Source organism: Pseudomonas sp. FG35 (genome assembly GCF_057809295.1).
Genome location: NZ_JBMDJR010000013.1, coordinates 27,585 through 51,666 on the forward strand (window position 1 = coordinate 27,585; position 24,082 = coordinate 51,666).

A 24,082-nucleotide genomic window follows, 5' to 3' on the forward strand; every position below is an offset into this window, starting at 1 on the left:
CCTCACGCATTTCTCGCTCGCGTGCTCCACGCGCAATGGGCTCGTTACTGCGTTTAAAAACACGATCAGCCTTCCTACCCTTGGTATCATCGCCCACACTTTTATGACGGTTTAATGGCTGGAAGGTCTTTTTTGTGAGCGCTCTTTTTCAACGGCTGCGGCGCCTGGATGCCCGCCTTCTTTCTCTGGTTTTCCTGGTACTGATCGTGCCGGTGTGCCTTCGCGCGGCGCTCGGCTGGTCGAGCCTGTTCGGCTACCTTTCGGATCTGGCCATCGGCAGTCTGCTGTTGGTTTTGTTGCATCGCCGTCCCTGGTGGCTGGCGCTGCCGGTGCTGCTGTTCTGGGGATTGCTGGCGGTGGCGACCGCTGAACTGGTCAGCGCAGTCGGTCGCCTGCCGACCGTGGCGGATCTGCATTACCTGATCGACCCGCAGTTCGTGGAAAACTCCACCGGCGGCGGATTCGCCCATCCCGGTGTGGCGGTTACGCTGCTGGTGGCTCTGGCCTTTTGGTTGCTGAGTCATTGGACTCGACGCGGAAGAACCGCCCCCGCTCTGCCCCGCACAGCCTGGGCGACGCCGGTGCTGCTGTTCTGCGCGTACTGGGGCGCGCAGCACCTGAACCCGAGCGATGCCGACCCATGGCGTCTGTACAACCTGCCGCACCAACTGCTCGCCGCGCAGGTCGCCGACGTGCAGATGCAGGCCGAAGAATGGCTGGACGGCGACACTCAGGTTGCTCCCCCACCGATGGCCGGCCTCACCGATGTCGATCTGAACGGTCATCCGCTGCTGGCGGCCAAGGGCCAAGCGCGCAATGTGCTGATCGTCGCGCTCGAAGGCATTCCCGGCGCCTACATCGGCGCCAATCGCCAGGCCATCGGCAGCCATTATCAGGAAGACCTGATGCCCAACCTCAGCCGCTGGGCCGAGCGCGGCATGAACACCCCGGATTACGTGCTGCACACCCACCAGACCATTCGCGGTCTGTACGCCATGCTCTGCGGCGATTACGACAAACTCGACAACGGCACGCCCAAAGGCGTGGAAATGCTGACCCAGCACGAGCGCAATCAAGCCTGTCTGCCGGCTCAGTTGCGTCAGCACGGTTTTGCCACTCACTACCTGCAAGGCGCAGGGCTGCGGTTCATGGCCAAAGACAAGATCATGCCGCACATCGGGTTCGACGCGACCCATGGCCTGGAGTGGTTCACCAACGCCAACTACCTGGAATTCCCGTGGGGCAAGGATGACAAGGCGTTCTTCGAAGGCGCGCTGAAATACGTCGGCGACCTGAAAAAGCAGAAACAACCGTGGATGCTCACGCTGCTGACCGTCGGCACCCACCAGCCCTACTCCGCGCCGGAGGAATACCTGCAACGCTACGACACACCCAAGCAAGCCGCCGTCGGTTATCTGGACGATGCACTGGAACAGTTTCTCAGTGGCCTCGAACGCCAGGGCGTGCTGAAAGACACGCTGGTGGTCATCACCTCGGACGAGTCCCACGGCATCGACGGCGTCCGTCTCGCGTCGTCCTGGGGCTTCAACCTGACCCTCGCGCCGGAACAGGCGCAACTGCCGCGCCTGAACGCCGGGGTCTACGGTCACGTCGACCTGAGTGCGTCGATTCTGGATTACTTCGACTTTCCGGTGCCTTCCGCCCTCAGCGGTCGCTCACTGTTTCGCGATTACGATTCGGGCCGCGAAATCATGTCGTTCACCAACGGCAAGCTGCGTTATCACGACGGTCGCGGCCTGCTGACCGAATGCGACATGCCGCGTCGTTGCCGCAATTACGCCAGTGAAGGATTCATCGCCGAAAGCGCCACGTTCAAGGGCAACGCCAGCGGCCAGAATGCCCGGGACATCGCCGCCCGCGCCTCGGCCCTGGACCTGTCGCTGCTGCGCACCCCGCTCAACCAGCGCTATCAGTTCGGCAGCGCCAACGTCATCCCGCTGCAAGCGCAGATCAAGGACGACTGGGCCGACAACCTGATCGGCGCGCAATACCTGGAAATGCCCAAGGGCTCCCACACCCGCGTGCGCCTGACCGTGCGCTCGGTCGATCCGCAGCAGGCGGCGTACATTCAGCTCAAAGCCAAGGAGTTCGAACAGGACGTGCAACTGGGCCTGCCGACCGAGATGGTCGCCACAGCGGATCAGCCGCTGGAGATGGATTTCAGCTTCGACAACCCGCAACCACGCAAGGCGTTTTCGTTTCACTTGTTGGGATATGGGCTGGGCGCGGTGGAAGTCAGTGACTTCAGCGTGATCACCGAACTGCCGGGGCAGGAAGATATGCTGGATGAAACGCCGGCTGACGAGACGGCGCAATCCAGTTGATCGCCGTGGACAATGCAGGAGCGGCCCGAAGGCTGCTCCTGGATGGTAAAGCGCACCGGCCGCCGCATTGTCTGCCTGAATCGGCTTCTTATTGGGTTAAACCAGGTTAGTGATATCAAAATCCCCGGCCACCGTCCCTTTATCATCCTGCAAAACGAGATAGACTGTACCCTTTACGCTTTCGTGATCTTGGTCAATAGTTACGATCACATGCCCGGAATCGATAGCATAAATTTCATTGTCGATTTGGACGGTCCATGCGACCGGTGAGTTCGGGTCATACATCACTTCATGCGGCCCACCCACTAATAGACCAATAAAAAAAACTATGAAACTATTTTTATTGTCATAACCTTGAATGATGTCCCCATTGTTTGTCTCGTGAAATTTAACCAAGGTGCTGGTAAGAAACTTCTCGCCATTGAGAGAGGCCTCGAAAGTACCTTTGCTGGGTCTATTTACATTTTGGCTCATACAAACTTCCTTCTTTAAGGATGGAGGGGCTTTTATATCTTTCACAACTCAAACCTACACTTGACGACTGCACGCCCCAACTGTCATTTACGACAGTTTTTTATCACTATTCGAAGTAAGCACCACGATCATCATTACTCATCGTTGTTTGTGAGAGAGCAGCTCTATCAGATACCAATACTTCGCCTATTAGCTGACTCGCCGAGTCGGGTCTAGCCTTACTACTCCGAAGTCGGCACGAGCCGGCCGCAGAAGACCTGATAAGGACCCGAACATGGCAAATGAATCGAAATGCCCGTTCAATCACGCCGCCGGCGGTGGCACGACGAACCGCGATTGGTGGCCGAATCAACTGAACCTGAAAATCCTGAGTCAGCACTCGCCCGCATCCGATCCGCTGGGCAAGGACTTCGACTACGCCAAGGCTTTCAAAAGCCTGGATTTCCAGGCCCTCAAACGCGATCTGACGGCACTGATGACCGACTCTCAGGAGTGGTGGCCAGCGGACTTCGGCCACTACGGCCCGCTCTTCATCCGCATGGCCTGGCACAGCGCCGGCACCTATCGCACCGCTGACGGTCGTGGCGGTGCCGGTTCCGGCCAGCAACGTTTCGCCCCGCTCAACAGCTGGCCGGACAACGTCAGCCTCGACAAGGCCCGCCGCCTGCTGTGGCCGATCAAACAGAAATACGGCCGCAACATTTCCTGGGCCGACCTGATCGTGCTCACCGGCAACGTCGCGCTGGAATCCATGGGCTTCAAGACCTTCGGTTTCTCCGGTGGCCGCGCGGATGTGTGGGAACCGGATGAAGATGTGTACTGGGGTTCGGAAAACAAATGGCTGGGCGGCGACAACCGTTACGGCAAGGATCCGGAATCCATGCAGCCGCCGGGCGAAGGCACGCTGGTGGCCGAACCAGCCGAGCACGGCAATGAAGAGAGCCGCACCAACCAGGGCGAACGCAACCTCGAGAACCCGCTCGCCGCGGTGCAGATGGGCCTGATCTACGTGAACCCGGAAGGTCCGGAAGGCAATCCCGACCCGGTGGCTTCGGCCAAGGACATCCGCGAAACCTTCGGCCGCATGGCCATGAACGACGAGGAAACCGTCGCCCTGATCGCCGGTGGTCACGCCTTCGGCAAGACTCACGGCGCAGGCCCCGCCGATAATGTCGGCCCGGAACCGGAAGCCGCCGGCCTCGAAGAACAAGGCCTGGGCTGGAAAAACAGCTTCGGCACCGGCAAGGGCGCCGATACCATCACCAGCGGCCTGGAAGTGACCTGGACCACCACCCCGACCAAGTGGAGCAACAACTATCTGGAAAACCTGTTCGGCTTCGAGTGGGAATTGACCAAGAGCCCCGCCGGCGCCCATCAGTGGAAGCCGAAAAACGGCGCCGGGGCCGGTACCATTCCGCACGCCCACGACCCGAACAAACGCATCGACCCGACCATGCTCACCTCCGACCTGGCCCTGCGTTTCGACCCGGCCTACGAGAAGATTTCGCGGCGCTTCCTGGCCAATCCCGATCAACTGGCCGACGCCTTCGCCCGGGCCTGGTACAAGCTGATTCACCGTGACATGGGCCCGCTGTCACGTTATCTCGGCCCGGAATTGCCCCAGGAAGAACTGCTGTGGCAAGACCCGATTCCCGAGGCCAACCATCCACTGGTGGACGACAGCGATATCAGGGCGCTGAAAGGCAAAATACTGGCGTCGGGGCTGTCCGTTTCGGAACTGGTTTCCACTGCCTGGGCGGCCGCATCGACCTTCCGGGGTTCGGACAAACGCGGCGGCGCCAATGGCGGTCGTCTGCGTCTGGCACCGCAAAAGTTCTGGCAGGCCAACCAGCCGGAGCAACTGGACAAGGTGCTGAAAGTCCTCGAAGGCATTCAGAACGAGTTCAACGCCGGGGCGGCAGGCAAGCAAGTCTCGCTGGCGGACCTGATCGTGCTGGCGGGTAATGCCGGTGTCGAACAAGCGGCGAAAAACGCCGGGCACACGGTGACCGTGCCGTTCAATCCGGGGCGCACCGATGCGACTCAGGAGCAAACCGACGTCGAGTCGTTCGGTTTCCTTGAACCGCACACCGACGGCTTCCGCAACTACGCCGCCAACACCTACCGCGTGCCGGCCGAGGCATTGCTGATCGACAAGGCGCAATTGCTGACGCTTTCGGCGCCGGAAATGACCGTGTTGATCGGCGGCCTACGCGTGCTGGACACCAACGTCGGCAAGACGAAACACGGAGTGTTCACCGACAAACCCGGCACCTTGACCAACGATTTCTTCCGCAACCTGCTGGACATGGGCGTGGAATGGAAACCGACGTCCAAAACCGAGTTCGAAGGCCGCGACCGTAAAACCGGCAGCGTGAAATGGACGGCGACCCGGGTCGATCTGGTGTTCGGTTCCAACTCGGTGCTGCGGGCACTGGCCGAGGTATACGCCAGTTCCGATGCGAAGGAACAGTTCGTCACGGACTTCGTTGCAGCCTGGGCGAAGGTGATGGATCTGGATCGGTTTGATCTGCGCCAATAAGGGCTTTTCATCGACCCACAAAAACGCCGCTCATTGAGCGGCGTTTTTTATTGTCCCGAAAAGACTTCAGGCAAGGCTTTTGCTGACAACTTCATACACATCGCTGGACAGCTGCCCCGAAGCCAGAATCCGCTCCAGCTCCGCCTTCATCAGCGCCTGACGAGCGCTGTCGTACTTGCGCCAGCGCGTCAGCGGCGCCAATTGGCGAGAGGCGATCTGCGGGTTGAAGCCGTTCAGTTCGATCACCAGATCCGCGAGGAAGCGATAGCCCGAGCCATCCGCCGCGTGGAAGTTGATCAGGTTCTGTCCGGCGAAGGCACCGACCAGTGCACGCACCTTGTTCGGGTTCTTGATGTTGAACGCCGGGTGCTGAATAAGTGCCTTCACGCGCTCCAGACCGCCCGGCAAGGTGCTGCCGGCCTGCACGCTGAACCACTGATCCATGACCAGCGGATTGTCCTTGAAGTGCTCGGCGAAACTGGCCAGGGCTTTGGCTTTCTGCTCGTCGAACGGCGAGTTGACCAGCACCGCCAGCGCGGTCAGGCGCTCGGTCATGTTGTCGCAGCTGTCGAACTGTTCCAGGGTTGCCGCCAGGACTTCCGGCTTGCCGCTGAGCATCAGGTACGACAGCGCGATGTTCTGCAACGCGCGACGGGCGAAGTGCTCGGCCTCGGCCACGTACGGGGTTTGCTTCGACAGGTCGCGGTTGGCTTGATAACGCAGCCACAGTGGTTCGAACAGGTTGTCCGCCAGTTGCTGACGGGCGAATTCGCGGGCGGTGTGGATCGAGTCCACGTCGGCGATTTCACTGATTTCGGTCAGGTACGCTTCGCTTGGCAGCGAGAGCATTTCCGCGACCATCGCCTGATCCAGCGTTTCGTCCGACAGCACGGTGCGCAGCGCGGAAACCAGACGTGGGTCGAGCAGCAGGCTTTCGCCCTTCTGCTGCTGGCCGATCAACTCTTGCAGCACCTGCACCGACAGTTGCTGACCGGCATCCCAGCGGTTGAAACCGTCGGTGTCGTGTTGCATCAGGAACATCAACTGATCGCGGTTATACGGGAAGCTCAGTTTCACCGGCGCCGAGAAGCCACGCAGCAAGGACGGCAGCGGTTGTTCGGCGATGTCGACGAAGGTGAAGGTCTGCTCGGCTTCGGTCACCGAAATCACCCGGGAGGTGCCTTGAGCCGAGGCTTCGCCGGCCAGACGCAGGGCGATCTCGTTGCCCTGGCTGTCGAGCAGGCCCAGTTCGACCGGAATCACGAACGGCAGCTTTTCAACCTTGTCCGGGGTTTCCGGGCAGCTCTGGCGGAAGGTCAGGCTGTAGGTTTTCGCGGCGGCATCGTAAGACTCGCTCACCGCCAGACGTGGTGTGCCGGCCTGGCTGTACCAGCGCTTGAACTGGGTCAGGTCGACGCCGTTGGCATCTTCCATGGCCTTGATAAAGTCATCGCAGGTCACGGCCTGGCCGTCGTGGCGTTCGAAGTACAGATCGCTGCCCTTGCGGAAGCCTTCGGCGCCCAGGAGGGTGTGGATCATGCCGACCACTTCCGAGCCCTTTTCGTACACGGTCAGGGTGTAGAAGTTGGAAATCTCGATAAAGCTGTCCGGGCGCACGGCGTGGGCCATGGGACCTGCATCTTCGGCGAACTGGTGGGTACGCAGGTACGCCACGTCCTGAATGCGCTTGACCGTGGCCGAGTTCATGTCGGACGAGAAACCAGCGTCACGGAAGACGGTGAAGCCTTCTTTCAGCGACAGCTGGAACCAGTCGCGGCAGGTCACGCGGTTGCCCGACCAGTTGTGGAAGTATTCGTGAGCGACGATCGCTTCAACGCGCTGGTGCGCGGCGTCGGTAGCGGTTTCGGCGCGGGCCAGCACGGCGCTGGAGTTGAAGATGTTGAGGCCCTTGTTTTCCATCGCCCCCATGTTGAAGTCGTTCACGGCGACGATCATGAAGATGTCCAGATCGTACTCGCGACCGTAGACCTCTTCGTCCCAGCGCATCGACTTCTTCAGGCTGTTCATGGCGTGCTGACACTTGTCGATGTTTTCCGGCTCGACATAGATGCGCAGCGCCACGTTGCGGTTGGTCATGGTGGTGAAGCTGTCTTCAACGCACCACAAGTCCCCGGCCACCAGCGCGAACAGGTACGCCGGTTTCATGAACGGGTCTTCCCAGGTCGCCCAGTGCCGGCCATCTTCGCCAGGGCCGCTGGCGATCGGGTTGCCGTTGGACAGCAACACCGGATAGCTGTGCTGCTCGGCGACCACGGTGGTGGTGAACTTGCTCATCACGTCCGGGCGGTCGAGGTAATAGGTGATCTTGCGGAAGCCTTCAGCCTCGCACTGGGTGCAGAACATCGTGCCGGACTTGTACAGGCCTTCCAGTGCGGTGTTGGTTTCCGGGTGGATCCTGACGCTGGTGTCGACCGTGAAGGTTTCGCTGGCCGGTTGCAGGGTCAGGTGGTTTTCAGTCAGTTGGTAATCGCTCGCGCTCAGTTCCTGGTCTGCCAGGGTCACCGAGAGCAATTCCAGCTGCTGGCCATCGAGCACCAGCGGCGGCAGGCCCGGGCCACGGGCCGGGTTGCGGCGCATCACCAGTTGCGCGTGGACCAGACTGTGGTCCTCGAACAACTCGAAGGTCAGGTGTGTTTCATCGATCAGGTACTCGGGCGCCTGATAGTCCTTCAGGTAAATCATCTTCGGTTGTTCGGTGCGCATGCTGAAGTCCTTATTGATGCACGGCGAGCTGATAGGCCGTGTACTTGCGAATGTTGATCACGCCGGTGTCGAAGATCAGGTACTGGCCCTTGATCCCCAGCAGCGTGCCTTCGGCAATCGGGTTCTTGTCCAGGTTGAAACTGACGATCTTGGCCGGGTACTGCTCGACCGGGTAACGGATTTCCAGCGGCTCGACATCGGCGATGGTCTGAATGGCCTGGAGCCCGAAACGCTCCTGCAAGCCTTGCAGGCCTTCGGCGCAGCTTTCGAACAACTGATCACGCACCTGCGCCAGATCCACCGCCGCCGCATCGCCCTTGAGCAAGGCGCGCCAGTTGGTCTTGTCCGCCACCTGGCTGCGGAACAGGTCTTCGACGAAGCCCGACTGCTGCCGCGTCGAAACGCGCATGATCGGCAGCGCCTGACTGGCGCCCTGATCGAGCCAGCGGGTCGGCAACTGGGTGGCGCGGGTGATGCCGACCTTGATCCCCGACGAATTGGCCAGGTAGACGACGTGGTCGGTCATGCAGAACTTCTCGCCCCACTCCGGCTCACGGCAGGTGCCGGCCTCGAAGTGGCAGCGCTCCGGGCTCATGATGCAAATGTCGCACTGGGCGAGTTTGGTCATGCACGGATAGCAGTAACCCTGACTGAAACTGGTCTTGGTCTTGCGCCCGCAATGGGTGCAGTGGATCGCCCCCAGATATTCCAGACGCACCGTGCTGCCGATCAACGGGTTGGCCGGCACCTCGACGTCATCCAGACGAAACGCGTACTGCACGTTCGGCCCGTCCAGGCGCGCCGACATTTTGCTGATTGCACCGCGGCCGATCTCGATCAATGGAGGGCGTCCGACTTGAACAGGATGTTCGGCACTTCGATCGACTTCGACGCACATTCCTGCGGGCCCATGTAACCGGTGCGCTCTTCTTCGGGCAGGTTCTGCATTTCCCAGGCGATCATCGCCTGCAACGACAGTTCACGCTGTTCGGCGGTGAGCTTGCCACCGTCCGACCATTTGCCGATCTCTACGGCCAGTTTCAGGCTCTGGTAGATGTCGGGGGTGATGTTCTTGATCAAATCGTTAAAAGAGGACATCAGGGTCTCCGTGCTCTTTATTCAAAAAATTCAGGCGGCCAGTTTACGGCGGTTGTACAAACCGCCCAACAAACCGGTGAAGCATCCGATGAGTAACCCGCCGACGTGGGCGGCGTTGGCGATTTCGCCGAAACCGATCATCGAGACCAGCCCCGACATGCACACCAGCAACCACACCAGCATCATCGCCAGCACGCCGCGCGGCAGGCGATAGGCCGGGTTCGGCGCCAGCAGCTGGAAGATCCAGCAGTGACCGAGCAGCCCGTAAAGTACGCCGGACAGGCCGCCGAACAGGCTCGGGCCGCTCCAGGCGAACTGCGCATAGTTGGAAACCAGGCCGAACAGCAGCGTCAGGCCGATCAGGTTGACGCTGCCCTGGCGCGACTCGATGCGCCGCCCCAGTTCCCAGTACCACATGCCGTTCATGGCCAGGTGCAGGATGCCGAAGTGGATCAGCATCGGCGTAAACAGGCGCCACCACTGCCCCGCTGCCAGGCTGTCGGCCAGTGGTGTGAAGTGGATGTAGTCGCCGACCACGCGGAAATCGAGGAAGGTCAGCCAACGCAGGGTGTCGAGGTTATCGCCAAGGAAGGTCAACCCGCCGACGATCAGGCTCAGCAGCAGAATGAATCCGGTGGCTTTGGCATGTTTCAGTTGCTCGGCGAAGCTCGGGCGCTTGAACGTCGGCGCCGCCGGAATTTCCAGCTGCTGATCCGGGTCACCCGCCGGGAAACGCTCGTACAGCGAGCGTACGTCATCGCTGATTTCCGACGGCACCCACAACACCTGCTCGCCCGCCTCTTCGCTGACACGATGGGGCACTTGCATGCGTTGCAGCAGTTTGACGAAACCACTCAGGTCCGCCGCCAACGGCACACGCAAGACGGCTATGGCACTCATCGCAGCACCTCCGGCCGCTCGACGTCGACCCAGACAAATTTATGCGGATCGAGGCGGGTTTCCTGATCCAGACGATAGGCAACCAGTTTGCCGTACAGCACCGCGCTGTAATCCAGGCACGCGAGGTTCGGGCGGATCGGCGCCGGTTTGCCGCTGCGCCAGTAGTGGCCGACGAACAGCAACGGCTCATCGATACCGTAGCGCAGCAGGGAATTCTTTTCGCTGGAGGTCAGCGGCTTTTGCGCCACTGGTTCCGGCAGTGCATCGGGCTGGAACACGATGTCGCCGTAGGTTTGCGGATCGTCTTCCCAGAACTTGGTGCGGAAGAACGAACGCACCAGGCCGTCGCCGCTGGTCATGGTCAGGCCATCCGGCAGGCGCATGTCAGTGCCGCGCAGCAGGCGATCGAACACGGTGCAGGCGAAACTGCCCGGCACGGCCGAGGCCTGGAGGAAGTGTTCATCAATGCAGCCATCGGGGAACAAACCGCGCAACGGCTCGATCAGGCCGGCATCCCAGCAGGCATGCACCACGCGGAAGCGTCCGGCGTCGACGAACAACGGCAGTTGATAGAACCACTGCTGGAAATCGTGCCAGTCGCGCGGATGGTTTTCGAATTGGGTCAGGGTTTCGTGCAGCAATCGGGCATGGCGCGGGGTGTGTTCACGGACGAATTGCTTGCCGCTGCCCGGAGGCGCCGGTGTGCTCCAACCGAGCGCGTTGAATTCGTGGTTGCCCATGATGCACAACGCCTGACCGGCTTCGACCATGTCGTGAACGATGTGCAGCGCCTCGCGAATCCGTGGGCCACGGTCGATGATGTCGCCGACAAACACGGCCATGCGCGACGGATGCCGCCAGACTCCGCCCTGCTTGTGATAACCGAGACGGTCCAGCAGGTGTTCCAGGGTCAGGGCGCATCCGTGCACGTCACCAATCAGGTCATAACTGCGCGCGGGATCGAGCATCAGTCGCCTCCACCACCCAACTTGCTGCCCCAGCCGAGCTTGGTCCGGCAGACTTCGTAGTAGTTGTGGTCGAGCGGATGAATCAGCCGCAGCTTCTGCGCTTTCTTGCTGACGGTGATGGTGTCGCCCGGCGCGCAGGTGAAGTGGTTCTGCCCGTCGCAGGAGACCTGCGGGTAGATCTGCATATCTTTGGACACGACGATTTTCAGCTCACTATTGCCATCGACCACGATCGGTCTGCCCGACAAGGTATGGGGGTACATCGGCACAATCACAATAGCGTCAAGCTTGGGATGCATGATCGGGCCACCGGCGGACAGTGCGTAAGCGGTGGAACCGGTCGGGGTGGCGACGATCAGGCCGTCGGCCTTCTGGCTGCAGACGAACTGGCCGTCGATGTACAGCTCGAACTCGATCATCCGCGTCGATTTGCCGGGGTGCAGCACCACGTCGTTCAGCGCATCGCCCTGGCCGATGGCCTCGGCGTGGCGACGAACTTCGGCCTGCAGCAGGAAGCGGTTTTCCACCAGATAATGGCCGTCGAGTACCTCGGCGACCTTGATTTCCAGCTCGTCGGGGCGGATGTCGGTGAGAAAACCGAGGCTGCCACGGTTGATCCCGAGCACCGGAATATTGTGTTTGGCCAGTGCCCGCGCTGCGCCGAGCAGGCTGCCGTCACCGCCGACCACGATGACCATGTCGCAGACTTCGCCGAGCATCTTGCGTGACGAAGTTTGCAGGCCATGGCCCGGCAGGACTTCGGCGATGGTGTCTTCGAGAATCACATGCAGGTGACGATCGAGCAGGAAGCGTTTCAGTCGGCGGACGGTATCCAGCACCTGGGAGCTGCCCAGGCGACCGATGATGCCGATATTACGAAATTGCTCCATGGGACTCCTGCGGGGGACTGAGACGGCGAAAAGCACGATTATGGGCGAAAGCGCCGGATAGACAAAATCCTTTCAGCCCCGAGGATGCACCGGTGTTTGAGGCTATGCTCGCAAGATGATCCTATTTCCCGATTTGCTTCAGTTACCCCACCAGTTACGCCACCCCGAGGTGCGCGATCTGGCGTGGGTGATCCTCGCCCCGCCGATGCTCGCCGCCACCCCGTGGCCGCAGCGCCATCCGCTGGCGGGCAGCGACTGGGTCAGCGATCCCGAGCGTCTGGAACACTGGCTGCGCCAGCTCGACCGCGACAGTTACGGCCTGCTGCACTGGCTGTCCCAGGCCCGTACCCGGCGCCTGGGCCTGTATTACGAACGGTTGTGGCAATTTGCGGTGAAACACGCGCCGGGCATCGAACTGATTGCCGCCAACCTGCCGATCCGCCGCGAAGGCCACACCCTCGGCGAGCTGGACATGCTGCTGCGCGATCGCGACGGCGTGCACCACCTGGAACTGGCCATCAAGCTCTACCTCGGCCCGCAGAACGGCGACGGTCATGATCCGGCGTCGTGGCTGGGGCCGGGCTGTCATGATCGACTGGATCGCAAACTGGCGCATTTGAGCGAGCATCAGCTGCCGATCTCCGCGCGCCCGGAAAGCCGCGAAGTGCTGGCGGCGCTGGATGTCGGGTCGTTCAGTGCGCAACTGTGGCTGGGTGGGTATCTGCTGTATCCGTGGCCCGGCCAGTCCGTGCCGCCCAGCGGCGCCCATTCTCAGCATTTGCGTGGCAGCTGGCTGCATCAGAAAGACTGGCCGGCGTTCGTCGCCCAGCGCCCGGCCGGACGCTGGCAACCCCTGCCCCGCCACGCCTGGCTGGCGCCGGCGCACTACCCGGCGGAGCAGACCTGGAGCAACGGGCATTTGCAGGCCTGGCTCGATGAACTTGAACCGTTGGCCCCGGCGCAACTGATGGTGCGCCTGACCGAAAACGCCCGGGGCGAGTGGGAAGAAGCCGAGCGGCTGTTTCTGGTGTCGGACCTGTGGCCGAACGTGCCCGGGCAGAGTTAGACGCTCAACCGCACAGCCAGTGCGGCCAGCGTCACCAGCAACACCGGCACGGTCAGCACGATCCCGACCCTGAAGTAATACCCCCAGCCGATCTTGATGTTCTTGCGCTCCAGCACATGCAGCCAGAGCAGAGTCGCCAGACTGCCGATCGGGGTGATTTTCGGGCCCAGGTCGCTGCCGATCACGTTGGCGTAGATCATCGCTTCCTTCACCACACCCGTAGCCTGGCTGGCATCGATCGACAGCAGGCCGACCAGCACCGTCGGCAGGTTGTTCATGATCGACGACAACAAGGCCGTCAGCACCCCGGTGCCCATCGCCGCGCCCCACACACCGTGACCGGCGAACACATTGAGCCACCCGGCCAGATAATCAGTGAGCCCGGCATTGCGTAGCCCGTAGACCACCAAATACATGCCCAGCGAGAAAATCACGATCTGCCACGGCGCCTCTTTCATCACCTTGCGCGTGGAGATCTTGTGCCCGCGCGCGGCAATCGCCAGCAACAGCGCCGCGCACACCGCCGAGATTGCACTGATCGGGATTCCCAGCGGCTCCAGCGCGAAACAGCCGATCAGCAGAATGACCAGCACCGCCCAACCGGCGTAGAACGTGGCTTTGTCGTGGATGGCGGTTTCCGGGTGTTCAAGTTGCTCCGGGTCGTAGGCCTTGGGAATGTCGCGGCGGAAGAACCACAGCAACATGCCCAGCGTGGCCGCGACGCTGACAAAGTTGACCGGCACCATCACCGCCGCATACCGGTTGAATCCGATGTGAAAGAAGTCGGCCGAGACGATATTCACCAGGTTCGACACCACCAGCGGCAGGCTCGCGGTGTCGGCAATGAAGCCCGCGCCCATGACGAACGCCAGGGTCGCCGCCGGGGAAAAACGCAGGGCCAGCAGCATGGAAATCACGATCGGCGTGAGGATCAGCGCCGCGCCGTCATTGGCGAACAGCGCCGACACCAGTGCACCGAGCAGCACCATGAAAGCAAACAGCTTGCGCCCGCTGCCACGCCCCCAACGCGCTACGTGCAGGGCGGCCCAGGCGAAAAACCCGGCCTCGTCGAGCAACAGACTGATGATGATCAGCGCCACAAACGTACCGGTGGCGTTCCAGATGATTTGCCACACCAGCGGGATGTCGCTCAGGTGCACCACGCCGAAAATCAGCGCAACGATGGCGCCGAACGTTGCACTCCAGCCGACCCCGAGGCCTTTGGGTTGCCAGATCACCAGGGTAATGGTCAGCAGGAAAATCAGTGACGCAGCGAGCATTCGCGACAGCCTTCAATAAAAGGGAAAGAATCAGACCACACAAAAAAAACCTGTGGAAGCCAGCCCCCACAGGTTCGTTATCGTGTCAGAAATATTGCCAGATCACTTCTTGTGCTGCGCCACCCACTCACCAAACGCATTGATGAAACTTTGCAGGAACGGTTTCACCGACTCGTTCAGCTTGCCCGCCTCATCGAATGCCGTGCCCGCGCCGCCCAGGTAGGCTTCCGGCTGCTGCATGCACGGCACGTTGAGGAAAACAAAGGACTGGCGCAGATGCTGGTTGGCGCCAAAACCGCCGATGGCACCCGGCGAAACGCTGATTACCGCCCCCGGCTTGCCGCTCCAGGCGCTCTTGCCATACGGCCGCGAACCGACGTCGATCGCGTTCTTCAAAGGCGCCGGCACCGAGCGGTTGTACTCCGGAGTGACAAACAGCAGAGCGTCGGATGAAGCCACTTTCTGACGGAAAGTGCTGTAGGCTGCCGGCGGTGAATCGCCGTCGATGTCTTCGTTGTAGAGTGGCAGATCGCCAATTTCGACAATGTTCAGTTTGAGATTGGCCGGTGCCAGTTCCGCCAGCGCCAGGGCGACTTTGCGGTTGATGGACGCCTTGCGCAGGCTGCCGACCACTACTGCGACGTTATAGACATTGCTCATTGGGAGACTCTCGACTGTCCGTGGGAGGAGCCAGTAGTTATAGATGATCCGATGACGATTCCACCAGACGTCGAAGGTTATTTCCCGCGTCTGGAATATTTTTTTCCTGTAGGAAAACTTACCAAGCTCGATGAAGGTCTACCAAGCCGCAAATCAAGCGTTTTATCTCCAGAGGTTCTAAGCAGATGGCAGCAGTACTCGTCGGTCAGTTCCATGCAAGAGATGCGGAAGGCCGCGTTTATTCCGTGCATGAGTTCCAGGAATCCAACCCGTCGGCAGACGGTTTCACCGGCACGGAGCCCGTTACCACCTACAAACTGGCGATTGGCGACCGCGTCAACAAGATCGACGACAACGAGTTTCTGCTGGTTCAGTCGGGCATCACCCTGATCCGCGAACCCGAGCCATCGGTCGCTTCATAACCGATCGTTATGAGCAGAAGTCATCCGCGCCGAGTTGGGGTAGGATTCAGCCACTGACCCCAACGGCCGGACATGGACTTCACGCATGCGTTTACGTCATATCGAAGTGATTCAGGCGCTTTTGCAGACCGGTCACGTGGGCACCGCCGCCGAATGGCTGCAACTATCGGCGCCCGAGGTCGAAGAGCGTTTGCGCGAAGCCGAGAGTCAGCTCGGTTTCATGCTGTTCGCCAGCGTACGCGGACGACTTCAGCCAACCCCGGAGGCCCGGGCGCTGCAAGTCGAGATCGGCCACATCTATGAAGCGCTGGAACCGGTGCAACGGCTGGCCAGCAGCCTCAAGCAATACCTCGCCCCGCCCCTGCGGATCATCGGCACCCCGCCGCTGGCCCAGCAACTGCTGCCGCAAAGCCTCGCGGCCCTGCGCCGTCGCTTGCCCGACGTGCCCTGCACCCTGCTCAGCGAACCGACCCGCGACATCGTCCGCCACTTGGTGCTGCGCGACAGTGATCTGGGCCTGAGTCTGCATGATCCGCAACACCCCGACATTCATTGCCAGCCACTGGCCCAGGGCAAGCTGCAATTGCTTGCGCCCCACGGCTGGCTGCAACCGAAGCAGAAATACATTTCTCTGCAGGATCTGGCCGGCCAGGCGATGGTCGGCCTCGAAGGCCAGGACCCGCTGAGTCCGGCCCTGGAAAACAAGCTCCAGGCCCTGCGCCCGGTGCCGACCATCCAGACCCGCGTGCAAACCCACCAGATGATGCGCAGCATGGTCGAGGCCGGCGAAGGCCTGGCGATCGTCGATCCGTTCACCGCCCTCGGTGCACGGGCGGGCGGTCTCGATGTCTGCCCACTGTCGCCGGCGGTGCCGATCAGCCTCTATGCCCTGACCTTCAAACACGCCACACCGTCAGCGGCGATTCAGACGCTGATCGGGATCGTCACGGAACAAGCCGAGGCGATGCTGGCGAACTGATCGGATGCTCCAGCGGGTTATCGAACAATCGATACCAAAACAACGCCACTTCGGCGGTGTTCGGATCGATGCCGCGATAACGCAGATGGTCGATGCCGCCGATCACATAGCCGCAACGCTCATACAGGCGGCAGGCGCCGAGGTTGTTGTTCTGGGTTTCCAGCATGATCCCCGGCAGTTTTTTCTTGCGGCTCCAGAACTGCGCCACGTCGAGCAAGGCCTTGGCCACCCCATGGCGCCGCGCCGGAGCGTGCACCGCCAGTTCATCGATGTGGGCGAAGCCGTTCCAGTTGGTACTGATCACCAGATGACCGACCGGCTCGTCCTCCAGATACGCCATGAAAATCGCACTGTCGGCGGCATCGCGAAAGCTGCTGAATTCCTCCGGATCGATGCCGTAGCACTTGCGATACGGCACGATGGGCGTCATGGCCCATTGCGCCACGGGTTTGCCGATTTCAGCAGTGCCGTAGGCGGCCACCTCGAAGCTGAAATCGCTGCCCCAGATATACGCGGCAAAACCGTCGTCGGCGACCCGCACCGACAGCCCTGGGTATTTCGGATTCATGACCGGTTGCATACTCGGAAAAGCCCTCATTCCTTGACGCAATCGACGGTGTAGTGCCGCCCATTGCCCTCATCTTCGTGTTGCAGACCGTGCACATCGACCACGAACCCCGGAAACGTTGTGTCGAACGTGCGGGCAAACCTGAGGTATTCGATGATCGAGCGCGTGGATTCGGTAAAGCGTTCGCCAGGCATGATCAGCGGAATGCCCGGCGGGTACGGCACCAGCATCACCGCTGCCACCCGGCCTTCCAGCTCATCGATCGGCACCGCCTCGACTTCGCCGCGCACCAGTTGGTCGTAGGCGTGGGCCGGTTTCATGGCGATTTCCGGCAGCACCGTGTACATGCGCTTGAGGTGTCTGGCGGTGGCGTTGCTGCGGTAGCAGGCGTGGAGCTGATCGCACAGATCGCGCAGGCCCATGCCGCGATAGCGCACAGGATCTTCCTGGGCGACACACTTCAGGCAGGTGTCGAGGCTGACGTTGGCGTCGTAGCTGCGTTTGAACTCCAGCAGTTCGGTCAGCAGCGTGCTCCACTTGCCCTTGGTGATGCCCATGGAGAACAGCACCAGAAATGAATACAGACCGGTTTTCTCCACCACCAGCCCGCGCTCCCAGAGGAAACGGCTGACCACGGCCGCCGGAATGCCCTTGTCGCTCAAAGCGCCGCCAGCAGTCAGGCCCGGCATGACCAAAGTGACCTTGATCGGGTCGAGCAGTACGTAGTCGTCGCTGACCTCGCCGAAACCGTGCCAGTCCGCATCCGGTTGCAGCAGCCAGTCCTCGGTCTGCACACGATCGATGCCTTCGACGCCCGGTGGCTGCCAGATCGAGAACCACCAATCGTCGGCGGCGATGTGCTGACGCAGATTGGCCAGGGCCCGGCGAAAGCTCAGGGCTTCGTCGAAGGTCTCCTGCAACAGTGAGCGTCCGGCCGGGCCTTCCATCATCGCCGAGGCGACGTCCAGCGAAGCAATGATGCTGTACTGCGGCGACGTCGAGATGTGCATCATGAACGCTTCGTTGAACCGGTCGCGATCCAGTTGCCGCGCGCCGCCGTCCTGCACATGAATCATCGACGCCTGGCTGAACGCCGCCAGCAGTTTGTGGGTTGAATGGGTGGTGAACACCAGCGGACTGTCCTCGCTGCGCGAGGTGGCCATGCCGTAACGGCCGGCAAAGAATTCGTGAAACGCCGCATAGGCGTACCAGGCTTCGTCGAAATGCAGGACTTCGACGCTGTTGCCCAGACTCTGCTTGATCAGTTCGGCGTTGTAGCAGAGGCCGTCGTAGGTGGAGTTGGTGATCACCGCCAGTTTGACTTTCGGCTCGCGGCCCTCGGTCAAAGGGCTGGCGTCGATCTTGGCCTGGATCGATTCGCGGCTGAATTCACTGAGCGGGATCGGCCCGATGATCCCCAGCTCGTTGCGCTCCGGGCACAGGTACAGCGGAATCGCGCCGGTCATGATGATCGCGTGCAGCACCGACTTGTGGCAGTTGCGATCCACCAGCACCAGATCATCGCGCCCGACCATCGAGTGCCAGACGATCTTGTTGGCGGTCGAGGTGCCATTGATCACGAAAAAGGTGTGATCCGCGCCGAAATTGCGCGCGGCCCGCGCTTCCGCCTCGGCCAGCGGCCCGGTGTGATCGAGCAAGGAACCCAGCTCCGGCACCGAGACCGATAAATCGGAGCGCAGGGTGTTTTCCCCGAAGAACTGATGAAACGCCTGCCCCACCGGACTCTTGTGATAGGCCACCCCGCCGCCGTGACCGGGGGTGTGCCAGGAATAGTTGGAATCGGCGGTGTGCTGGACCAGCGCCTTGAAGAATGGCGGCAACAGGCCGTCCAGGTATTTGCGCGCTGCCCGCGCCACTTGTCGGGCGAGAAACGGCACGGTGTCTTCGAACAGGTAGAGAATGCCGCGTAACTGGTTGAGTTCGGCCATCGCATCGGCCGGGGCGTTTTCCAGGGTGACTTGCTCGCCGAGGGCAAAGATCGGCAGATCCGGCGCCCGCACCCGGGCCAGACCGATCAGTTCGGCCATGTTCTGCAACAGATGGGAGTTGGTGCTGGCGTCTTCGGCGGCGATCAGCATGCACGCCAGACCATGGTGGGTCGACGCCACGAGCCGGCCTTCGGTGTAGTCGGTGGCCGAAACGATACTGAAACCTTCCAGCTCCAGCTCTCGGGCAATGCCGCGGATGCGGTCACCGGCAACCGTGTCGGCCTTGATGTCGCGGTGGACGATCAACACCGGGAACTTCAAATCTTTGTACATGAGGCTCAGTGTCCTGAGGCGGCGGAGAGTGATCTGCCAATGTCCTCAGGTTAGAGGGTCGGAGCCGATGTGGCGAGGGTGGCCAGTTGTCAGTACTGCCAAAAACAAAGGATCGCCTGAACACGGCCTGGATGTTCGGGCGATCCTTTTTTGCCTTACGCCTGAGCTTCGGCTTCCAGCAACTGAGTCCACAGCGCGGGGGCGCCAGCTGACTTGGCGATGATTTCCAGGCGCACCTGGTGCTCGGCCAGCTCGGCTTCAGTGGCGCGAATGATTCGCCCCGGCTGACGATCTGCCGGCAGACGGCGGATTTCGGTGGCGGAGTTGTCCGCGCCCTCGCCCGTGCCATTGCCGTCGGAAGCGTTGCCGGCCAGCGACAGGCTGGTCTGGCCACCGGTCATGGTCAGGTAGACGTCGGCGAGAATCTCCGAGTCGAGCAAGGCGCCGTGCAGCTCACGACCGGAGTTGTCGACGCCGTAGCGTTTACACAGGGCATCGAGGCTGTTGCGCTGACCCGGGTGACGTTCCCGGGCCATCATCAGGGTGTCGAGGATCGTGCAGTGCTGCGTGATGTCCGCGCGATCGTGCTGGCCCATCAGGGCGAATTCGTTGTTGATGAAGCCAACGTCGAACGCCGCGTTATGGATGATCAGCTGCGCGCCGTTGATGAACTCGAAGAACTCGTCGGCCACTTCGGCGAAGCGCGGCTTGCCGACCAGGAACTCGTTGGTGATGCCGTGAACGGCAATCGCGCCTTCGTCACTCTCGCGATCCGGTTGCAGATAAACGTGAAAGTGCCGGCCCGTCAGACGTCGACCGATCAGCTCGACACAACCGATTTCGATAATCCGGTGGCCGTCGGTCACCGGCATGCCGGTGGTTTCGGTATCGAGTACAACGGATCTGGTGGCCATCAGTGTTCAGCTCTCAACGGGGTCAATCGTGCAAAAGCGGCGATGTTAACACGCTCGCCGGGAGTGTTTCAGCGAGAAGGATTCAGCTCTGCTTGTAACCGCGAACTTCATCCACCCCACGGTTGGCCAACTGGTCGGCGCGTTCGTTGCCGTGGTGGCCGATGTGGCCGCGGACCCATTTCCAGGTGACTTTGTGGCGGTTGACCTGCTCGTCGAGCGCTTTCCACAGATCGGCGTTTTTGACCGGCTCCTTGGCAGCGGTTTTCCAGCCGCGTTTCTTCCAGTTGGCCATCCACTCGTTGATGCCTTTCATCACGTATTGCGAGTCAGTCACCAGCAGCACTTCGCACGGACGCTTGAGGGCTTCCAGGCCGCGAATCGCGCCGAGCAGCTCCATGCGGTTGTTGGTGGTGTTGGCTTCGCCGCCCCACAGTTCCTTTTCAACACCCTTGCACACCAGCAAGGCGCCCCAGCCGCCGGGGCCGGGGTTGCCTTTACAGGCGCCGTCAGTGAACAGTTCTACGCTATCGACGCTTTCGCTCATGCCAGTCTATCCAGAAAAAATGCGTGGCCTCGCCGATCACGGATCGACGATGGCCAAGGCCGGGATATACCCGGCCATGAATAAAAGAAGGTTTACGGTTCGATGCGTCGGCGGTTGACCTTGGCCATCGGCAGCGGAATCAGCTTGCCCATCGGCTCGCGGCGTTCCTGACGCACCGGGCGCAGGCCGACCACGATCTTGCGTGCGACCAGTAAATAGAAACCGCCGCCCGACAATTGCCAGTCACCGGCCTTGCGCTCCCAACCGGCCAGACGGGCCTGCCACTTGGGTGAAGCGAGCGGCGGACGATAGCACCCGAAGCGGCGTTTCTCCAGCGCAAAGCCCAGCAGGTTCAGCCAGTCTGCCACCCGTGACGGCGAGATGCAGCGCGCCTGACGCAACGCATCATGGGCGAACACATGGCGCAGCCCCCAGGTGCTCCAGGGGTTGATTCCGACGATCAGCAGATGCCCGCCAGGGCGCACGCTGCTGGCCGCTTCGCGCAGCAAGCCGTGGGGTGACAGGCAGAAATCCAGGCCGTGCTGCAACACCACCACATCGGCGGCGTGCTCGCTCAACGGCCAGGCTTGTTCTTCGCAGACGATTTCCACGCCCGGCAACGGCGCACCGAGCCGCACGTTGCGCTGCACCTGCGGCGCCGACGGCGGTGTTTCGGCGGACGGGCCGTAGTGCACCAGATAGCCGCCGAAGAACCGGCCCAGCTCGTCTTCGAGCATGCGCCGTTCTTCGTCCAGCAGAAATTGCCCGAGGGGGCCGGACAGCCATTCACGGGCTGCACCGATCAGCGCGAGCCAGTCAGGATCGGCCTGAGCGAACGCTTTATCGATCATTGCATTCTCCAACACGCCAGGAACCTCTAAGATGCGCCAATGTTACCCGCTTGGCGAATTCGACGATGATACAGATCAGTGCCCTGCCCGCCTTCACCGACAACTACATCTGGTTGTTACAGGATCATGCCACCCAGCGTTGTGCAGTGGTCGACCCAGGCGATGCCGCCCCGGTGCAGGCGTGGCTCGACGCGCATCCGGGCTGGGTGCTCGGCGACATCCTCATCACTCACCATCACCACGACCATGTCGGCGGCGTCGAGACGCTCAAGAAGGCCACCGGTGCCACGGTCTATGGACCGGCCAGCGAAAACATTCCGGGGCGGGACGTGGCCCTCAAGGACAACGACACGGTGCGCGTGCTCGGCTGGGACTTCGATGTCTATGCCGTTCCCGGCCACACCCTCGGACACATCGCCTACTACCATCACGGCCTGCTGTTTTGCGGTGACACCCTGTTCGCTGCCGGCTGCGGCCGTCTGTTCGAAGGTACGCCGCAACAAATGCACCAGTCGTTGAGCCGTCTGGCGGCGCTGCCGGAAGACACGCTGGTCTACTGCACCCACGAGTACACCCTGAGCAACCTGAAATTCGCTGCTGCCGTGGAGCCGGACAACCGGGACATCGCCGCCCGTCTGGAAAAAGTCACCCGGCAACGTGAGAACGGTGTCATGACCCTGCCCTCGACCCTTGCGCTGGAAAAACTCACAAACCCGTTTTTGCGCACCGGTGAAATATTAGTTACACAAAAAGTGGACGAACGGAACGGCCCTCAGAACCGGGCGCCGAGTGAGGTTTTTGCGGCTCTGCGGGCATGGAAAGATACGTTCTGAGTGGCTCGCCGCCTGGTACAAAAATTCTGAATGGTTGACCGCAGGGGGTGCGCTTTCTAGAATCGCCCGACATTTTTGCCCGGAACTTACTTCCAGCCAATGTCGTCATCCATACGTAAGTCCGTCAATTCAGATGCACTGACCCGCCTGGCGCAAGCCATCGCGGTGGCTGTGTCCGCCACGCTGGCGGGCTGTTCCAGCCATGCTCCGCAGACTGAAGCGACGCATACGCCGAACATTGCTGCGCGAGCCAAGCAGAAGCCCATCTGGCTGTCGGAAAAGCCCAGCCCGCAGGTGCCTCAGGACATCTGGGAGCGCATGCGCAGTGGTTTCCAGCTGCAGGAAGGTCTGGGCGTGAACCCGCGCATCGAGCAACAGCGCCTGTGGTTCGCCAGTAACCCTTCCTTTCTCGAGAACGCCGGCGAACGCGGCAGCCTCTACATTCATTACATCGTCGAGCGCCTCGAAGAACGCAACATGCCGCTGGAACTGGCACTGCTGCCGGTCATCGAAAGCGCCTACAACCCGATGGCCTATTCCCGGGCCGACGCGGTGGGCCTCTGGCAGTTCATCCCGTCCACCGGGCGCTACTTCAACCTGCGCCAGACCCGTTTCTACGATGGCCGTCGCGACATTACCGCGTCGACCACGGCAGCGATGGACTACCTGACCCGCCTGCATGACATGTTCAACGGCGACTGGCTGCTGGCCCTGGCCGCGTACAACGCCGGTGAAGGCACGGTCAGCCGCGCCATCGAGCGCAACGAAAAGCTCGGCCTGCCGACCGACTACTGGAACCTGCCACTGCCGGCGGAAACCCAGGCTTACGTGCCGAAACTGCTGGCGCTCTCGCAAGTGGTGCTGACGCCCGAAGCCTATGGCGTGAACCTCAACCCGATCGCCAACGAACCGTATTTCCAGGTCGTCGAAATCAACCAGCGCATGGACCTGTCCAAGGTCGCAGCGGTGGCCAACATCGATGAAGACGAGCTGTTCCAGCTCAACCCGGCGTTCAAGCAGCGCACCACCATCGACGGCCCGCAGCACCTGCTGGTGCCGACCTCGAAGGCACAACTGCTGACCGCCAGCCTGCAGACCATGCGTCCTGAAGAGCTGATCAGCCCGCGTTCGCTGAAACCGGTGTTCGAAGGCGCCGACCCGAGCGAGATCGCCCAGGCCAAGCGCGCCTATCGGGTCAAGCGCGGCGACAACCTCGGCTCCATCGCCAAGGCCAACAAGGTCGAGGTCAAGGACCTGCAACGCTGGAACAAGCTGACCGGCAAGAACCTCAAGGTCGGCCAGACCCTGGTCATGCAGGACACCACCAGACGCACCCCGGCGCGTAACAGTGGCGGACGCATCAATACGGTTGTCGCGGCCAACAGCAAGACCAGCAGCAAGACCAAAGCCAATGACGACGGCAAGCAACAGACCCAGTACAAGGTCAAACGTGGCGACACGCTGTACGTGGTGGCCAAGCGCTTCAACGTCGAGATGCAACACCTCAAGCGCTGGAATCCGGGCGCCGGCAAGGCGCTCAAGCCTGGGCAGATGCTCACGGTCTACCAGCCGCACTGACAAGGAGCCCCTGAATTTCAGGGGCTTTTTTTCGCCTGTCATTTTTTGATATTTCCGTAGATCGGCGCAGACAGCTCCCACAATTAACCGCGCATTAAGCCCCTGTCTTTTTCCTGTCCATACAAGCTGTTACTGTACCGCCCACAAAGCCCAAGCCGCCTGGA

At 61.4% G+C, this 24,082-nt stretch carries 21 protein-coding genes; 7 read left to right on the top strand and 14 right to left on the bottom strand.

All coding sequences use genetic code 11. The features are described from left to right. Positions 1 to 134 precede the first annotated feature (134 nt). Positions 135 to 2,345, top strand: a complete 2,211-nt coding sequence (locus ACODTD_RS22690; RefSeq protein ID WP_011333631.1) for an LTA synthase family protein — start codon at positions 135 to 137, stop codon at positions 2,343 to 2,345. Positions 2,346 to 2,441: 96 nt separating this feature from the next. Here the strand turns inward: ACODTD_RS22690 and ACODTD_RS22695 are convergent, their stop codons facing one another. Then, on the bottom strand, positions 2,442 to 2,819 hold the full coding sequence (locus ACODTD_RS22695; RefSeq protein WP_041475214.1) for a hypothetical protein: 378 nt from the start codon (positions 2,817 to 2,819) through the stop codon (positions 2,442 to 2,444). A gap of 274 nt (positions 2,820 to 3,093) precedes the next feature. On the opposite strand from ACODTD_RS22695, the gene katG reads away from it, so the two are divergent. Next, entirely contained in the window at positions 3,094 to 5,361 is a 2,268-nt protein-coding gene (katG, locus tag ACODTD_RS22700) for a catalase/peroxidase HPI (protein WP_285358134.1), read from the top strand. 66 nt (positions 5,362 to 5,427) lie between these two features. Here the strand turns inward: katG and pepN are convergent, their stop codons facing one another. Genes pepN through ACODTD_RS22730 form a run of 6 tightly spaced genes read right to left on the bottom strand, consistent with a single transcriptional unit; the run spans position 5,428 to position 11,941 of the window. Next, positions 5,428 to 8,085, bottom strand: a complete 2,658-nt coding sequence (gene pepN, locus ACODTD_RS22705; protein WP_285358132.1) for an aminopeptidase N — start codon at positions 8,083 to 8,085, stop codon at positions 5,428 to 5,430. 10 nt (positions 8,086 to 8,095) lie between these two features. Then, the gene (locus tag ACODTD_RS22710) at positions 8,096 to 8,926 is read right to left on the bottom strand and encodes a DUF2797 domain-containing protein (protein ID WP_201817404.1); all 831 of its coding nucleotides are present in this window, start codon (positions 8,924 to 8,926) and stop codon (positions 8,096 to 8,098) included. Continuing rightward, positions 8,923 to 9,183, bottom strand: a complete 261-nt coding sequence (locus ACODTD_RS22715) for a YeaC family protein (protein WP_011333626.1) — start codon at positions 9,181 to 9,183, stop codon at positions 8,923 to 8,925. Before ACODTD_RS22715 ends, ACODTD_RS22710 begins: the two co-directional genes overlap by 4 nt. 30 nt (positions 9,184 to 9,213) lie before the next feature. After that, a complete protein-coding gene (locus ACODTD_RS22720; RefSeq protein WP_201817409.1) occupies positions 9,214 to 10,083 on the bottom strand; it encodes a rhomboid family intramembrane serine protease in 870 nt (289 codons plus the stop codon). Next, the gene (locus ACODTD_RS22725; protein ID WP_170929009.1) at positions 10,080 to 11,054 is read right to left on the bottom strand and encodes a metallophosphoesterase; all 975 of its coding nucleotides are present in this window, start codon (positions 11,052 to 11,054) and stop codon (positions 10,080 to 10,082) included. Before ACODTD_RS22725 ends, ACODTD_RS22720 begins: the two co-directional genes overlap by 4 nt. Further along, positions 11,051 to 11,941, bottom strand: coding sequence for an NAD(+) kinase (locus tag ACODTD_RS22730; protein WP_011333623.1), 891 nt, complete (start codon positions 11,939 to 11,941; stop codon positions 11,051 to 11,053). Before ACODTD_RS22730 ends, ACODTD_RS22725 begins: the two co-directional genes overlap by 4 nt. A gap of 115 nt (positions 11,942 to 12,056) precedes the next feature. Here ACODTD_RS22730 and ACODTD_RS22735 point away from each other — a divergent pair, with 115 nt between their 5' ends. Then, on the top strand, positions 12,057 to 13,007 hold the full coding sequence (locus ACODTD_RS22735) for a DUF1853 family protein (RefSeq protein WP_201817411.1): 951 nt from the start codon (positions 12,057 to 12,059) through the stop codon (positions 13,005 to 13,007). Here ACODTD_RS22735 and ACODTD_RS22740 read toward each other — a convergent pair. Continuing rightward, the gene (locus tag ACODTD_RS22740; RefSeq protein WP_201817413.1) at positions 13,004 to 14,287 is read right to left on the bottom strand and encodes an arsenic transporter; all 1,284 of its coding nucleotides are present in this window, start codon (positions 14,285 to 14,287) and stop codon (positions 13,004 to 13,006) included. The genes ACODTD_RS22735 and ACODTD_RS22740 overlap by 4 nt on opposite strands. Positions 14,288 to 14,389: 102 nt before the next feature. After that, entirely contained in the window at positions 14,390 to 14,947 is a 558-nt protein-coding gene (locus ACODTD_RS22745) for an NADPH-dependent FMN reductase (RefSeq protein ID WP_011333620.1), read from the bottom strand. Positions 14,948 to 15,132: 185 nt separating this feature from the next. On the opposite strand from ACODTD_RS22745, the gene ACODTD_RS22750 reads away from it, so the two are divergent. Continuing rightward, complete coding sequence (locus tag ACODTD_RS22750; RefSeq protein ID WP_007956926.1) at positions 15,133 to 15,369, top strand: hypothetical protein; 237 nt, start codon at positions 15,133 to 15,135, stop codon at positions 15,367 to 15,369. 85 nt (positions 15,370 to 15,454) lie between these two features. After that, complete coding sequence (locus ACODTD_RS22755) at positions 15,455 to 16,348, top strand: LysR family transcriptional regulator (RefSeq protein WP_489105236.1); 894 nt, start codon at positions 15,455 to 15,457, stop codon at positions 16,346 to 16,348. Here the strand turns inward: ACODTD_RS22755 and ACODTD_RS22760 are convergent. The 5 genes from ACODTD_RS22760 to ACODTD_RS22780 all read right to left on the bottom strand — a co-directional run bounded on the left by ACODTD_RS22760 (position 16,314) and on the right by ACODTD_RS22780 (position 21,507). Next, positions 16,314 to 16,928: a GNAT family N-acetyltransferase gene (locus ACODTD_RS22760; RefSeq protein ID WP_221615757.1), complete on the bottom strand. Its 615-nt coding sequence runs from the start codon at positions 16,926 to 16,928 to the stop codon at positions 16,314 to 16,316. The two genes, ACODTD_RS22755 and ACODTD_RS22760, sit on opposite strands and share 35 nt — an antisense overlap. Positions 16,929 to 16,942: 14 nt before the next feature. Continuing rightward, positions 16,943 to 19,198 (bottom strand): Orn/Lys/Arg family decarboxylase, encoded by a 2,256-nt coding sequence (locus ACODTD_RS22765; RefSeq protein ID WP_285358121.1) that lies wholly within the window; start codon positions 19,196 to 19,198, stop codon positions 16,943 to 16,945. Between the two features lie 155 nt (positions 19,199 to 19,353). Beyond that, a complete protein-coding gene (gene dnaQ, locus ACODTD_RS22770; RefSeq protein WP_011333616.1) occupies positions 19,354 to 20,112 on the bottom strand; it encodes a DNA polymerase III subunit epsilon in 759 nt (252 codons plus the stop codon). Positions 20,113 to 20,194: 82 nt separating this feature from the next. Next, positions 20,195 to 20,656, bottom strand: coding sequence for a ribonuclease HI (gene rnhA, locus ACODTD_RS22775; RefSeq protein ID WP_011333615.1), 462 nt, complete (start codon positions 20,654 to 20,656; stop codon positions 20,195 to 20,197). A 92-nt stretch (positions 20,657 to 20,748) separates the two neighbouring features. Continuing rightward, positions 20,749 to 21,507 (bottom strand): methyltransferase domain-containing protein, encoded by a 759-nt coding sequence (locus ACODTD_RS22780; RefSeq protein WP_007956935.1) that lies wholly within the window; start codon positions 21,505 to 21,507, stop codon positions 20,749 to 20,751. Between the two features lie 65 nt (positions 21,508 to 21,572). Between ACODTD_RS22780 and gloB the strand changes: the two genes are divergently transcribed. Together gloB and ACODTD_RS22790 are read left to right on the top strand one after the other, a co-directional pair. Beyond that, positions 21,573 to 22,340 (top strand): hydroxyacylglutathione hydrolase, encoded by a 768-nt coding sequence (gene gloB, locus ACODTD_RS22785; RefSeq protein WP_011333613.1) that lies wholly within the window; start codon positions 21,573 to 21,575, stop codon positions 22,338 to 22,340. Positions 22,341 to 22,439: 99 nt separating this feature from the next. Beyond that, positions 22,440 to 23,918: a transglycosylase SLT domain-containing protein gene (locus ACODTD_RS22790; RefSeq protein WP_011333612.1), complete on the top strand. Its 1,479-nt coding sequence runs from the start codon at positions 22,440 to 22,442 to the stop codon at positions 23,916 to 23,918. Positions 23,919 to 24,082 lie beyond the last annotated feature (164 nt).